The following is a 14,587-nucleotide window of genomic DNA, read 5'->3' on the forward strand; positions in this document are numbered from 1 at the left end:
CGTGGCCCCGACATGACCCGGAGGAACATTGAATGGCCGATAACCGGCAGGCTGTAGAGGAACCCGCCAACTGCGCGCACTGTGCCCCGCCATCCGGCGGGAAAAAGGTCGAACAGCCCAACAAGAAAGCCCTGATCAACCGCATGCGCCGTATCGAAGGCCAGATGGGCGGCGTACGGAACATGATCGAGGAGGATCGTTACTGCGTTGATATCCTGACCCAGGTCTCGGCCATAAAGGCCGCGCTGGACGGGGTCGCCATCCAGATCCTGTCCAGCCACGCCAAAGGCTGCGTGCGCGCCGCAGTACTGGAGGATGGCGGTGATGATGTGATTGAGGAAATGCTGGAAATCGTGCGCAAGCTGATCCGCTGACAGATGCGACGGGCCCGTACATGGCACCATACGCGGTTACACCGGCAAAGCCGAGAAAACGCTTTCCATATGCCCCCCATGGGTATTATAAAAACCGTGTTTGCGCGTGGTCCATCTGTGCACGGGAGCCCTGAATGGTCAGGACACATGGCCGGATCTGGATTGGTCTGCTGGCCTGGCTGCTGGTACAGGCCGGGTTGCTGGTCGGTTCCATTCCCGTACCGGCGCAGGCCCGCACGCCCCTGATCACCTGTACACAGACCGACGAACCACAATGCATGACGGCGGCGGCCCATGCCACGCACATGGCGCACATGCACCACAGGCAGCCATCGGGCAGCGAGACATGCTGCCATGTCCATGCGGCCACGGATATTCCATCCCCCACCACGCCGTACCTGATTGCCCGCCCCATTGCGGGTAACGGGGCCTTCATACCCCACAGACAGGTCCAGCCCGCGGGCAGCGACCGGCTGCCCCTGCTGCGCCCGCCAAGGAACCGGAACGCATAGGCGCCGCAGGGCACCTTCCATGCCCCCGGTGGCCTGGCGCCACCGGGTTCCTGACCGTTTCACCTCCGGATTTTCCTCATGCATATTCCCACGCGCATGCGCGGTGGCCTGACACGCCGCCGTTTCGTGACGGGGCTGGGCGCGGGCGGCCTTGTCGCGGCCCTGCCCCGCCTGTCCCATGCCCATGGCGGGCCCACGGGCATGGTTCCAGCCACATCCCGTGCCGCATGGAACCTGAATGTCGGCCGCACCCGCATCACGATTGATGACAAGACACTCCATGCTCCCTGCATCGGGGGGCAGGTCCCCGGCCCCATCCTGCGCTGGCGGGAGGGGGATACGCTTGCCCTGACGGTAACCAATACGCTCAGGGATGAAGATACATCCATCCACTGGCACGGCATCCGCCTGCCGTACAACATGGATGGCGTACCGGGGCTGAGCTTTACCGGCATCCCGCCGGGTGAAAGCTTTACCTACCGCTTTCCCGTAAGCCAGAGCGGAACCTACTGGTACCACAGCCATTCCGGCATGCAGGAGGCACAGGGGCTGTACGGTGCGGTGGTGATCGACCCCCTGCGCCCCGACCCCCATGCCTGCGCGCGCGATTACGTGATCGTACTGTCCGAATGGACGGATGTGTCCCCCATGGACATGATCAGCAATCTCAAGATGCAGGATGACTACTATGTCTTCCGCCAGCGTACGGCAGCCTCCCTTGCGCATGACGCACGGGCGGCGGGCGGCCTGCTGCCTGCGCTAAGGGACCGGCTGGCCTGGTCACGCATGCGCATGGCGGCAACCGATATTTCAGATGTGACCGGCATCATCTACACCTATCTCATGAACGGTCATGCCCCGGACATGAACTGGAGCGGACTGTTCCGCCCCGGCGAGCGGGTACGGCTGCGCTTCATCAATGCATCGTCCATGACCTTTTTCGATATCCGCATACCGGGGCTGGAAATGCTGGTGGTGCAGGCGGACGGCAACGAAGTCGAACCCGTGCCGGTGGACGAATTCCGCATCGGGGTGGCGGAAACCTATGACGTGATCGTCCAGCCACGCGAGAACACGGCCTATACCATCTTTGCCCAGAGCGAGGACCGCACCGGCCATGCCCGCGGCACGCTGGCCCCCCGCCCCGGCATGGTCGGCCCGATCCCGCCCATGGACCCGCGCCCGGTGCGCACCATGGTCGATATGGGCATGGGCGACATGAAACCGGGCAGCGGCATGAAGGGCATGGCCATGCCGGACGAAACACCGGGCCACACCATGCAGCACACGGACATGGCGGACATGAAGCCGGACCACGGCATGCAGCATATGGACATGCCGGATACGAAGCCGGACCACGCCACGAAGCCCATGGACATGACGGGCATGAAACAGGGCCACGACATGCAGGACATGGACATGTCGGACATGGAAATGGACGACAGCATGCCGGGTATGGACAAGGGACATGCCATGCCTGCGGATACGCCCGTGCTGGAAATCGATGACCCGGGACCACCGCCACTGAACGTGGAAAACCAGAATGTGGCCCGCATGCCGGTCAACCGCTTGGGCAGCCCCGGCGACGGGCTGGAGAACAATGGCCGCCGCGTGCTGAATTACCGGCAGCTGCGCGCCACCCGGCCCGGCACGGACCCGCGCCCGCCCACGCGTGAGATCATCCTGCACCTGACCGGCAACATGGAACGCTACATATGGGGCTTCAATGGCCGGAAGTTTTCCGAATCCGGGCCAATCCGCCTGAAGCGCAACGAACGGGTGCGCTTTACCCTGATCAATGACACGATGATGGAACACCCGATCCACCTGCATGGGCTGTGGAGCGAACTGGAAAACGGACAGGGGGATTACCGCCCGTACAAGCACACCATCATCTCCCAGCCCGGCTCCCGGCTGAGCTATCTGGTCACCGCCGATGCGCCGGGCATGTGGGCCTATCACTGCCATCTGATGCTACATATGGAACTGGGCATGTTCCGCACGGTGATCGTGGAATGAGGCGCGTGATCCAGATCGTGGCCCTGCTGTCACTGTCATCCGGCATGGGCGCGACCGCACTGGCGCAGCCCACCAGTCCAGGCAGCACCAGCACCAGCACCAGCACCAGCACCAGCACCAGCACCAGCACCAGCATGGTTGCCACGGGCATGGCCATTCACAAGGGGCCCCGTCGCGCTCCCGCCTATCATGCCGCCGATGCGCCATCCACCACGCCGGTGGTCTATCTGGGCAACATGAAACCGGTCATGGACCATGCCCGCTACTTCCACGGCATCATGGATGAACTGGAGGGACGTTATTCCCCCAATGGAACGGACTTCCGCTGGGATGGGGAAGCGTGGTACGGCACCGACTACAATAGAATCTGGCTGAAATCGGAAGGTACTCTGGAACGGGGGCGGCTGCATGACGGGGATCATGAACTGCTGTACAGCCGGGCAATCTCATCCTATTTCAACCTGCAGGGCGGCGTGCGCGCGGATATTGATGACGGCCCGACCCGCACATGGGGCGCGCTGGGGGTGCAGGGGCTTGCCCTTTACCAGTTCGAATTCCAGGCCACGGCCTATGTCAGTGACCGGGGCCGGTTTGCCACCCGGATCGAGGGTTCATATGATTTCCTGCTGACCAACCGGCTGATCCTGCAGCCCCAGGCGGAATTCAACCTCTATACAAAATCCGATCCCGCGCGGCAGGTTGGCGCGGGGCTGTCCGATGTCGATACCGGGCTGCGGCTGCGTTATGAAATATGGCGCAAATTCGCACCCTATGTTGCCGTATCCTATTCCGGTTACCTGACACAGGCGCGCCGGATCGTGCACGACCAGCATGATGAGACAGGTTCGCTGCGGTTCAGCTTCGGCGTTCGTGGCTGGTTCTGATACGCCTGCACCACAAGCACGCCCTGCCGGTCCTGCACCGGCAGGGGCCTTGCGGGCATATGCGGGGCGGAAAGGCTGCGCGCCATCAACCGAACCGAAAGATTTTCAGGAAATGATGGGTCTGTTCCCCATGCTCCGAAATGGAATTTCCCGATGCCCCCCAGGATCGCCCGGCGCAGTTTCTTTAATATCAATTACGTCATTATCATCTGCATACTGCCCATTACAGTAAGTAAAAATGGTTCCTGCGCAGATAATTACGATATCGAGATCATCCCTTCCGGCAATATTCCCGCACATGACATTGCAGGCGCCCCCGCACACCTGATCCACGCCGACGAACAGCCGGACGCCAATACCCCAGAAGACGGCAGGGTGGTTGAAAGCGCGCGCAACGGCGTGTCGCTTTACCGTTATACGCAAAATAACATGCGCCTGACATCCAATTTGTTCAGCCAGTTTGAAAATCGCTACAACGGCCCCCTCCATCCCGACCAGAACAATGTCTGGTTCTATTCCACGACCGGCGTGGACACGGCGTTCAACCCGGTCAGGGGCTATCAGGGCAATACGTCCACGCTGCGCCTGGACCTCAACGGTTTCAGCCAGGCGGCGGCAGGCAGTTTTGATATCGCGCTCCAGTCCAATGCCTACCGCCATGGCACTGCATGGACATGGGGCAACCTGAGCGTGATCGAGGAACTGACCAACGAGATGCTGCGCGCGCATGATACACAGGAATGGGTGGGGGAATGGGACCTGTCGGGTTTTGGCAATGACAGTCCGGCCTCCGCCCATAACCCGATGGCAGCGTTGCGGCATGGCTTCGTGTTTTCCACATGGAACAGTGGCGGTGGCTATGGCACGCAATGGCAGGCGGCCCACACCTACAGGCAGGGAGATGCGGTGGAGGCCGGGATTGACGGCACGCTCTACTCCTTCATCGCCGTGCGCGGCGGTGTGTCGGGCGGCATGCCCCCGCCCTTTGCCGTGACAGCGGACCCGGCGCAGATCACCAGCCCCGACACCGGGCATGCCATACCCGACGGGACCCTGGCATGGGCGTTCAACGGCCGCATGCTCATGCAGGTCGGGTGCATGATCTGCATCAGCTACCAGCCCGACATGCTGCATGCCCCCGACAGGGGCATGCCGGCCGACCCCAGGACGGGAAAACGCATTCCCGTGGCCTTTGGCACCCTGCTTACGGGCGATGCGCCGGTGTACAATGCGGCACTGGATTTCAGCGTACTGCCCTATCTGGACGGCGTGCATGTCTTTACCCGCACACAGCGCGACAGTTACCTGGATTTCTCGGCGGATGGCACGACGGGGGGACGGAACAACCATCTTCTGGGCTATGACAGTGCCCTGCACACCCTGACCTACAGGGTACGGGGCGCAACCGTGCTGAGCATAAGGGATGACGGAACACTCGTCTCCGCCGCCCCCGCGCGGATGCCCGTCATGACGCGCGCGCGGATCCGCACCCTTCCCGCGCCGCAGCCGGGCATGGAAATATATGACAGCGATGATGATGCGCCAGCACTCTACACGCACGGGGGCTGGAAACTGATCCCGCTCGCCCCCATGCCCCATGGATAGGTAAAGGCTGCCACCCGGTCGCGCTGCTTCTCATCCCCCCGGTGCATGTGCCACCCTTCGCCTCTCCGCCACAGACGGTACCCCTGACCGGGCACCAGGCAAACATGTCGACAGAAGGGATAATATTACCATGAAGCTTTATTATGCTCCGGGCGCCTGTTCTCTCGCCTCACATATCATCCTGAATGAAACCGGCCTGCCCTACAGCCTGGAACAGGTGGACCTGAAAGCCAAGAAAACGGCGGACGGGCGTGATTATCTTAGAGCCCGATCCGAAAGTTTTTCAACCCTGACAATGCCTTGCTGTCCGTCGTGTGAGCATTCGGATTGAGGCGATCAATGTCCATGCGGTTGAGGAAGCAATGGATTGTTCCCAATCTTTGGCGAGCCGCCTGCATCGTCCCAGCCATGCGAATGTCCGTTCCACCACCCAGCGACGCGGCAGGATCTGAAAACCCTTCACCGTATCGGACCGCCTGATGATTTCGAGGGTCCATTTTCCCATGGAGGCGAGCGCGGATCGCAATTTGTCGCCAGCATAGCCGCCATCAGCGAAGATGTGGCGCAGCCAGGGAAAGCGCCTGCGTATCGCTGCCAGAACATCAACGGCCCCATCACGGTCCTGGATATCAGCGGCATGAACGAGGAGAAAGATCAGGAAGCCGCAGGTATCCGTCACGATATGGCGCTTGCGGCCCTTGACCTTCTTCCCCGCGTCATAGCCCGAAATCCCGCCGCTTTCCGTGGTTTTCACCGACTGGCTGTCAATCACGCCCGCGCTCGGAGAGGCGTCACGTCCCTCGATCTCGCGCAGGCTCATGACCAGCACCGTATTCATGACCTCGAACACTCCGGCATCACGCCAGGCGTAAAAATAGCGCCTGATGGTCGAGACCGGCGGAAAGCATTTCGGCAGCAGACGCCACGCACACCCGGCCGAGGCTATGTAGAGCATCGCATTGACCACCTCGCGCATATCCGTCGTGCGCGGACGACCGCCCCGTTTCGCCGGGGGCACAAATGGCATGATCAAAGTCCACTCCCCGTCCGTCATGTCCGATGGATATCGCAATCTTTCCCGGCTATACTCGCGCCGGGCAATACCAGTCCATGTCACCATTCACTCCATCTCTCTGCAAAGACGGATGAATCACAACAGGCTGGTATTGTTCAAAAACTTTCGGATCGGGCTCTTAAGATAAACCCGCGTGGTGCGGTGCCTGCACTGGAAATCGCCCCCGGTGTCGTCCTGACCCAGAATGTTGCGGTCCTGCCCTATATTGGCGAGCAGTCGGACATTGCCGCCTTCCGCCCGCCTGCCGGTTCGGTGGAACAGGCCCGGCTGCTTGAAGCGCTGGGCTTCTGCGAGGATGTGCATGGTGCCTTTGGCCCGCTTTTCGCACCGGATGTGCCCGATGTGCTGCGTGCGCGGCTTCTGGCCGGGATCGCGCGCCGGATGGGCCAGCTTGAAGCCGCACTGGAAGCCAGCAGCAACGGCTATTTCCTGCCGACCGGCTTCACGCAGGCGGATGCCCTGATCGCGGTTATCCTGAGCTGGGCCCCGCATGTGAACGTGGATATCTCGGCCTATCCGAAAGCTGCCGCCCTGCAGGAACGGGTTTTTGCCCGCCCGGCCGCGCAGAAAGCCCTGAAAGCGGAAGGCCTGGCCTGATCCGGACAGGGATGGCAGGGGCGTACCGTCCCCTGCCGGCCCGTTGCTGGCTGGTGGGCGCCCGCCCCGCATCGGACATATGCCAGACCACAGTCATGCACGGGCAGGCGTTTACGGGACGGCAATCACCATGATTTCGATCTCGGGGCCTGTGCCTGCGCTCAGTTCGATGACGGATCGCCCGGCAGGCAGCTCAAAGTCCACCATTTTCCCGATCCCGCTGCATACCGGACCGTGCTCATGGTGAACGGAGGCAATCGCCTCCCCCGCGCGCACCACGTCCAGCCATGCCCTGGCACCCAGCATGATCCGGTATGTGCCCGGCATGGGGGCTTCAAACACCACCATGCCACCTGAACTGCCCTGAGCCGCCGGGTGCGTGGGTGGCAGGGCATATTTTACCTCCTCTACCGGATGAAGCCGGGCCATGACCGCACGACCGGGCATCAGGATCACGTTCTTCATCCCCGCCCCGTTCACCGCAGCCATCACGGGCGCGGGGGCAGCCCAGTCACGCAGGTCATCGGGCAGTTCTGCCATTGCGCCATTACATGTGTTCCGGGCGTCCTGCGTGCCCGGCTCCGCCGCCCGCACCTGCGTGCCCACGCCACAGGGGGCCAGCGCCAGCATGGCCACCAGCATTCCCCGTTTCATATTCACGCCCATACCGTTCCCTTCATGCATCCAGTGACTGTATCCTATATGATATGGATCTGCGGATGGCCAATCCGATCAGTCCGGCATGCTGGCCTCGGCGGGAAAGACATGCGGCACACGATGACAGCCGCGCCGTGCGTGGTTTACGGGCCAGTCCGCAATGGTCATGCCCTGTCTTGCAGCATCCCGTTCTGAAACGGCCGTTGCATGATAAAAAATGCCGTCCCGCCCGCGTGTACAGATCCGTATCCCCGTCGTTGATGCAGGCCGCCCGCATACCCGCTTCATCCGGATGAAACAATTTATAAACATATCCATCCTATGAAAAACCGTATGATTCCCGGGATACGGACATGACGCCAATCGGATATAACGGTATCAATCTGGGCCTGACCAACCAGAAAATAGCCTTTATCGGGCTGGTACACAGGGCGCTGAGAGAAAACAGACCGGTCTGTCTGCCGCCTTTCCTTTCTTATGAAATTGGCAGGACATCAGACAGAATCTTTCCATTCCGGGAAGTATTCCGGGTTCCTGAAATAACCCGGATACTGGACGCATTTTCCATAAAATGGACGACGGACCACGATTTCGAAGCTGTCGATGGTTGGCATTCCTTCATGGAAGGTGCCGAAATATTCGGTGCGACCGGCCGGCAGGGCCCGGCTGCGCTGACCGGCCTGACCTGCCAGCTGGTCCATAACCTGCGGCCAACCAGCAAGGTGATGGCAATAAAAGATGAAATAAATAAAAAAATACATCAGGACATGGGCATCCATTTCTGTGTGCAGATGCGTATAGAAAAAGACTGGGAAACCTATACCAATACAGTACTGGAAACGGCTTCAGGCAAAAACGAGAGAAACCTGCCCACCCCGGATGAAATAATAATCAGGACCCGGGCCCTGTTCGGAAGCGATTTTTCTTCCGCCTATGTGCTGTGTGATGAACGGAACCTGCCTGCCAGCAAGGAAACCATACGGGAAAGCATCCTGCACAGGCATAATGTCAGACTCTACTGGAAATCGGACTTCATCAGTATGGACAGCATGGAAAACCTGCTGCTTTCCATGGTGGATTTTGAAGTGGCCCTGGCATCCCCCTTTTTTATCGGAACCAGCCGTTCGACCTTTTCATGCTTTGTGGGGTTTGAGAAATTCTGCCGCCAGCGCGCATCATTTTCGGGCCATTACATATACAACGCACCGGGGCGGAGCATTGTGGAACGGCGCGATAATGGTACCGGCATGGACCCCGCCGCTGCCTGCGACATGCTTTACAGACGCGCACCGCTCTTCCCACCGCCCGCCACCCGCCTGCACGTTGCCATGACATTACAGGCCCATATCGCGATCATCGGCGATTTCGAAAGCACGAACTGCGCGACAAGGGGCCTGCACAGTGGCGAACTGGTGGCGGGTGCGCCCGACGGACCGGCCGCCCGGCATATTGAAGGATTTGCCCTGCACGCACCCGACACGTCTCCCCTGCTTGAATACCGTGTGCTGCTTCATGACAATACATGGAGCGACTGGCACCGCAGCGGCACGTATGCCGGAACCTATGGCCAGTCCCTGCCCATCCGTGGGTTTGGCGTACGCGTAACCGGCCCTGCCATGTTCAATACGGGGTGCATCTACGCCGGACGGTTTTCCGACACGCAGGATACCGTCATGGCGCATGATGGTGAGAACTGCCAGTCGCGAAGCAGGCAGGGGAAACTGTTGTGCATGACCCTGTATTTTTATGAAAAACGCAGATTTTCATAAAAATTGCGATACCTGCGCCGGGGTCTGCACGGTTTCCATCCCGGCCGCCATCTGCCGGAGGCCGGGCGTGCTCCCCGATGGGAATGGTTCATGTCCGTTCGAAAAAACACCGCGTCATCTCCCCCATGACCAGCCGCCCCGCGAACGAGGCCGGGCGCGTGCGGTTTGTGACCAGCGCCAGCATCATGGGTGAAAGACGCCTGTCCGTAATCGGTGTAAAGCACAGGGTTCCCGCCCGCACTTCTTCCATCACGTCCAGACTGCTCAGTATGCCTGCCCCCAGTCCCTCGGCCACAAGGGATCTGAGCATCTGGATATTATCCGCCGAGGCCGCGACCGAGATGGGCATGTCCAGCCCCGCCAGCAGCACATCCAGTTCATGGCGCAGGGCCAGCGGCGCCTCGGGCATGACAAGCGCATAATTCGCACACTGGCTGATCCGCGCACCCTGCCGCGCCGCAAGGGGGTGGCCGGGCAGGGTCACAAACCCCAGTGAAACAGGGGAACTGCCCACCACCACCAGATCCCGCATCATGGGCGGGTCCAGCATCAGGCCATAATCGGCCTTTCCTGCGGTTATGGCGGCGGCGATATCCCGGTTATCGAGTATGTTGGCCCGGATGGTAATGCCCGGATGGCTCTGGCGCAGCGCGCGGAACAGGCGGGGCATCGGGCCACAGGCAAGGGCCGAGATCATGGCGACTGTCACATGCCCCCGCCGCAGGCCCTGCAGGTCGGCAATCTGCTGGCGTACCCGCTCCATGCCGCGGGTCCAGTTCCGTCCCTCCGCCAGCAGGCATTCACCCGCGGGCGTCAGGCGCAGGCCCGATGGCAGCCGCTCGAACAGCGGCACGCCCAGTGCTGCTTCACCGTTGAGTATCTGCCGGTCTATGGCGGATGCGGCGATGCGCAGTTCCTCGGATGCGCGGCGAATGGAGCCGAACCGGGCCACCACCATGAAATAACGCATGAAACGTGAAAAAACCGGCATGGTACACCCGCTCTCTTTTTGCGAACGGTCAAAACGATATTATGATATATACGCGAACGGGCGGATCGGGAAAGATCAGCCGTGACCCATGCTTTCCCCGGGATGACCGCCATGCCCACAACCGCCCCCGCTACCGATCAGCTTCCGCGCAACTGCACCTTTGAACCCGATGACTGGAAGATCCTGGCGCGCTTCTGGTACCCTGTCGCCCTTGAGCGTGACATCGGGGACAGACCGGTCGCGGCCATGCTGCTGGATGAACCGCTGGTGGTCTATCGCGCGGGAGAGGACATTGTCGTCGCGCATGACCTGTGCCCCCATCGGGGCGTGCCACTCAGCCTGGGGTCGGGTGATGGCACGGGCATCGCCTGTGCCTATCACGGTTTCCGCTTCGGGGCGGCGGGGCGCTGCGTGCGTATTCCCGCGCATCCCGATAACGCCATCCCGTCCAGGATGAACCTGCGGACGTATCCCGTTGTCAGACGCTACGGGCTGGTATGGACCTGCCTGCGGCCGGATGGCCAGTGGCCACGGGATGCCGCCACGATATCCGCCAGTGCCGACATTCCCCTCATGCCACACTGGAATGACGCGGGCTTCCAGCAGATCGTATGTCCGTCCATCGACATCCACGGATTTGCCGGGCGGCAGATGGAGGGCTTTCTTGATGTTGCCCATTTCGCCTTCGTGCATACCGCAACCTTCGCCGATGCCAACAACCCGGTCGTGCCCGCCTACAGGCCGGTACGGACGGACAAGGGGTTTGAAGTGGAATACCGCAGCACCGTGAGCAACTACCCCATAGGGCTGGCCGACCGGGGGCGCCCCGGGTTTGAATGGCTGCGTCATTTCCGCACCCACCTGCCCTTTACCGCCACCCTGACCATTCATTTCCCCGATGACGGGCGGCTGGTGATCATGAATGCGGCCGCACCGGTTTCGGCACGGATCACACGTCTGTTCGTGCCCATCTGCCGCAATTTCGATACCGACCAGCCGGTGCAGGACGTATATGACTTCAACCGGCGCGTGTTCGAGGAAGACAAGGCCATTGTCGAATCCCAGAAGCCGGAATGCCTGCCCCTTGACCCGAAACTGGAAGCCCATGTCCCTGCCGACCGCAGTTCCATAGCCTACCGCCGGGGGCTGCGTGACCTTGGGCTGAGCCGCTTCTTCATTTCCTGAACCCATGTTCCGGCGCGTCAGGCCGGGTTACGATCCAGGGGACAGGACTTTGCCAGCATCCATGCGTATCATCTGCCCACGGCAGCCACATGGACGATAACCGGACCCCGTATGACTGATCCCTTCACCACGCGCGCACCGTGCAGTACCACTACCGGTGCGGCCAGGTTATGGTCCGGCATGGTGAAAGGCTGATGGTGGGACGCAGGGGCGGACGTGCTGCTGCTATCACCATTCCGTTCGTGCTGCCCCGGGCCGAGCAGGACCATCTGATGGCGCTGACACGCAGGGTGCAGGCGCATTGCATCAAAGCACGGCAATGCGATCCCGCCACCGACCACATGGTGGAATTTCTGAAAAGTGGTTGGTGTGTAAGGGCTGGATGACCATAACGCCCTTGTCACGCCTGACGGCCAGATGGGCCCGTACCAGGGCCCTTTTTTCGCATTCGTGGCACCACGTGCCATGCGGCAAATGCCAGTGGGGAAAACACCAGCGGAAGAAATGATCATGCCCGCCGGGCTGCCTGTGCCGGTGCTGAAACATGGGGACACGGGCAGTCATGATCCTGAACTGACCGACCCGGACCCTGATCCGGCCACGGTGGCATTGACGACCCTGACCATGGGGCGCGCATTCAACGATTGCGGCACGCAGGCCGGGTGTACACTCCTCATGGTCGGACTGGCTCATGCTGTGCCTCCGTGCGACATGCAGGTCACGAAATAAAAAACATATCAGCCGACCGGTAACAGACAGGACCTGCGGCCACACGCGGCACCGACCGCATGCGATCCGGCACGCCACGGATGCCGCCCGACTCAGGAAAGGCGATGACGGGATGCATTTCACCAACCCGCCAGATTCATAAACACCTGAATATATTTTATTTTCCTACATTCATAACCTGTTGATATATATAATTTTACACTGTGTTCCTTATGGCACCAGATGCACACCTCACGGTTACGTTACCTGTTTTGCGCTTGCCGTACCAGTCCGGTCTATATATCGATGAATACAGATGGTTCCCCGATACTGCACCGGGGCGTGTCCGGGATACCGTGCAGTCTGGAGGGAAATCATGCCCACCTGATCCATATGATCATGATCTGTGATTCTGGATCCGGCCATGAATATTTTCCATGCCGCACCGTACCAGGGGGCACACCATGCCTTCGCCTTGTTTATACTTTCAGAAACGGGAAACGCGCATAAATATCATGCATTCTCTGCGTTTTACATGGTTTCTGAAGAATTGTACTGAAGGAATATTCTCATGTCAGTAGACAGCCTTACGGCGGCCCCGCCGTTCAAGTCCCGCTATGGCAACTATATTGGCGGCAAATGGGTGGCCCCCGTTGATGGTCATTACCTGACCAATACCTCCCCCGTGGATGGCCGCGTGCTGTGCGAAGTGCCTGCTTCCACCGCAGCCGACGTGGAACTGGCACTGGATGCCGCGCACAAGGCCAAGGCCGCATGGGGTGAGATGGCGCCGGCCGACCGCGCGCTGATCCTGCTCAAGGCAGCGGACATCATGGAGAAGAACCTTGATCTTCTCGCCCGCGCCGAGACATGGGACAACGGCAAGCCCATCCGCGAGACGCTGACCGCCGACATCCCGCTGGCCATCGACCATTTCCGTTACTTCGCCGGCTGCATCCGTGCGCAGGAAGGCACGCTGAGCGAGATCGACGCCACCACCATCGCCTACCATTTCCACGAACCGCTAGGCGTCGTGGCCCAGATCATTCCGTGGAACTTCCCGCTGCTGATGGGTTCGTGGAAGCTGGCCCCCGCACTGGTCGCCGGTAACTGCGTGGTCATGAAGCCCGCCGAAAGCACGCCCGCTTCCATGCTGGTGCTGATGGAACTGATCGGTGACCTGTTCCCGCCCGGCACGCTGAACATCGTCAACGGCCTGGGCCGCGACGTGGGCGCCGCCCTGTCCAACAGCGACCGCATTGCCAAGATCGCCTTCACCGGTTCCACCCCGACCGGCAAGATGATCGCGCATGCTGCCGCCGAACACCTGATCCCGGCAACGCTGGAACTGGGTGGCAAGTCGCCGAACATCTTCTTTGCCGACATCATGGACAAGGATGACGATTACCTGGACAAGGCGATCGAAGGCTTCACCATGTTCGCGCTCAACCAGGGCCAGATCTGCTCCTGCCCCAGCCGTGCGCTGGTGCATGAATCGATCTACGAGAAGTTCATGGAACGCACCCTGCCCCGCATCAAGGCGATCCGCCAGGGCAACCCGCTGGACCCCAACACCATGATGGGTGCCCAGAACTCCCACGGTCATCAGGAAAAGATCCTGTCCTACATCGATATCGGCAAGGGCGAAGGCGCCCAGCTGCTGACCGGTGGCGGCCGTCCCGACCTTGGTGGCGACCTGAACAACGGGTGCTACGTGCAGCCGACCGTGTTCAAGGGCGACAACAAGATGCGCATCTTCCAGGAAGAAATCTTTGGCCCGGTTCTGGCCGTGACCACCTTCAAGACGGAAGAAGAAGCGCTGGCCATCGCCAACGACACCCCCTTCGGCCTTGGCTCGGGTGTGTGGAGCCGCGATGCCAACACCTGCTACCGCATGGGCCGCGGGCTTGAAGCGGGTCGCGTATGGATCAACTGCTACCATGTCTATCCCGCGCATGCGGCATTTGGTGGCTACAAGAAGTCCGGCATCGGACGCGAGACCCACAAGATGGTGCTCGAACACTACCAGCAGACCAAGAACATGCTGGTCAGCTACAGCGAGAAGAAGCGCGGCTTCTTTTGATGCCGGGGCGGTGAAAACCGCCACACCCTGAGCGACAGGCAGGACGGCCGGGCCGGGTTTACCGGCTCGGCCGTCCGGTGTCGTACCCATGCCGACAGGGTAGGAGCAGACGGATTTTTTTTGATTTA

General features: G+C 60.8%; 13 protein-coding genes and 2 pseudogenes. 11 read left to right on the forward strand and 4 right to left on the reverse strand.

Annotated elements, in window-relative coordinates; translation table 11 throughout:
* Window positions 1-32: 32 nt before the first annotated feature.
* The 6 genes and pseudogenes from LDL32_RS07495 to LDL32_RS18120 all read left to right on the forward strand — a co-directional run.
* The gene (locus LDL32_RS07495) at window positions 33-374 is read left to right on the forward strand and encodes a metal-sensitive transcriptional regulator (protein ID WP_233065698.1); all 342 of its coding nucleotides are present in this window, start codon (window positions 33-35) and stop codon (window positions 372-374) included.
* A 134-nt stretch (window positions 375-508) separates the two neighbouring features.
* Window positions 509-886, forward strand: a complete 378-nt coding sequence (locus LDL32_RS07500) for a hypothetical protein (protein ID WP_233065700.1) — start codon at window positions 509-511, stop codon at window positions 884-886.
* A gap of 78 nt (window positions 887-964) precedes the next feature.
* A complete protein-coding gene (locus LDL32_RS07505; protein ID WP_233065702.1) occupies window positions 965-2,905 on the forward strand; it encodes a copper resistance system multicopper oxidase in 1,941 nt (646 codons plus the stop codon).
* 134 nt (window positions 2,906-3,039) lie between these two features.
* Window positions 3,040-3,789, forward strand: a complete 750-nt coding sequence (locus tag LDL32_RS07510; RefSeq protein WP_233068765.1) for a copper resistance protein B — start codon at window positions 3,040-3,042, stop codon at window positions 3,787-3,789.
* A 153-nt stretch (window positions 3,790-3,942) separates the two neighbouring features.
* Window positions 3,943-5,394 (forward strand): hypothetical protein, encoded by a 1,452-nt coding sequence (locus LDL32_RS07515; protein WP_233065704.1) that lies wholly within the window; start codon window positions 3,943-3,945, stop codon window positions 5,392-5,394.
* Between the two features lie 130 nt (window positions 5,395-5,524).
* Window positions 5,525-5,659 (forward strand): annotated as a pseudogene (locus LDL32_RS18120) (glutathione S-transferase); the annotation flags it as partial.
* An 18-nt stretch (window positions 5,660-5,677) separates the two neighbouring features.
* Here the strand turns inward: LDL32_RS18120 and LDL32_RS07525 are convergent.
* Window positions 5,678-6,514 (reverse strand): IS5 family transposase, encoded by an 837-nt coding sequence (locus LDL32_RS07525; protein ID WP_048856220.1) that lies wholly within the window; start codon window positions 6,512-6,514, stop codon window positions 5,678-5,680.
* Window positions 6,515-6,586: 72 nt separating this feature from the next.
* Between LDL32_RS07525 and LDL32_RS07530 the strand changes: the two are divergent.
* Window positions 6,587-7,066 (forward strand): annotated as a pseudogene (locus LDL32_RS07530) (glutathione binding-like protein); the annotation flags it as partial.
* Window positions 7,067-7,177: 111 nt separating this feature from the next.
* Here LDL32_RS07530 and LDL32_RS07535 read toward each other — a convergent pair.
* Both LDL32_RS07535 and LDL32_RS07540 read right to left on the reverse strand, forming a co-directional pair.
* A complete protein-coding gene (locus LDL32_RS07535) occupies window positions 7,178-7,732 on the reverse strand; it encodes a hypothetical protein (protein ID WP_233065706.1) in 555 nt (184 codons plus the stop codon).
* A gap of 485 nt (window positions 7,733-8,217) precedes the next feature.
* A complete protein-coding gene (locus LDL32_RS07540) occupies window positions 8,218-8,502 on the reverse strand; it encodes a hypothetical protein (protein ID WP_233065708.1) in 285 nt (94 codons plus the stop codon).
* 12 nt (window positions 8,503-8,514) lie between these two features.
* Between LDL32_RS07540 and LDL32_RS07545 the strand changes: the two genes are divergently transcribed.
* On the forward strand, window positions 8,515-9,492 hold the full coding sequence (locus tag LDL32_RS07545; protein WP_233065711.1) for an O-fucosyltransferase family protein: 978 nt from the start codon (window positions 8,515-8,517) through the stop codon (window positions 9,490-9,492).
* An 88-nt stretch (window positions 9,493-9,580) separates the two neighbouring features.
* On the opposite strand, the gene LDL32_RS07550 is transcribed toward LDL32_RS07545, so the two are convergent.
* Window positions 9,581-10,462: a LysR family transcriptional regulator gene (locus LDL32_RS07550; protein WP_370636659.1), complete on the reverse strand. Its 882-nt coding sequence runs from the start codon at window positions 10,460-10,462 to the stop codon at window positions 9,581-9,583.
* A 123-nt stretch (window positions 10,463-10,585) separates the two neighbouring features.
* Between LDL32_RS07550 and LDL32_RS07555 the strand changes: the two genes are divergently transcribed.
* The 3 genes from LDL32_RS07555 (at window position 10,586) to LDL32_RS07565 (ending at window position 14,459) form a co-directional block, all read left to right on the forward strand.
* Window positions 10,586-11,668: an aromatic ring-hydroxylating dioxygenase subunit alpha gene (locus LDL32_RS07555; RefSeq protein WP_233068768.1), complete on the forward strand. Its 1,083-nt coding sequence runs from the start codon at window positions 10,586-10,588 to the stop codon at window positions 11,666-11,668.
* 510 nt (window positions 11,669-12,178) lie between these two features.
* Window positions 12,179-12,397 carry a hypothetical protein gene (locus LDL32_RS07560; protein WP_233065716.1) on the forward strand — a complete coding sequence of 73 codons (219 nt, stop codon included), beginning with the start codon at window positions 12,179-12,181 and terminating at the stop codon, window positions 12,395-12,397.
* 550 nt (window positions 12,398-12,947) lie between these two features.
* Window positions 12,948-14,459, forward strand: coding sequence for an aldehyde dehydrogenase family protein (locus LDL32_RS07565; protein WP_233065717.1), 1,512 nt, complete (start codon window positions 12,948-12,950; stop codon window positions 14,457-14,459).
* Window positions 14,460-14,587: the final 128 nt, after the last annotated feature.

Origin of the sequence: Komagataeibacter sp. FNDCF1, from assembly GCF_021295335.1 — a bacterium.
Taxonomy (GTDB): domain Bacteria; phylum Pseudomonadota; class Alphaproteobacteria; order Acetobacterales; family Acetobacteraceae; genus Komagataeibacter.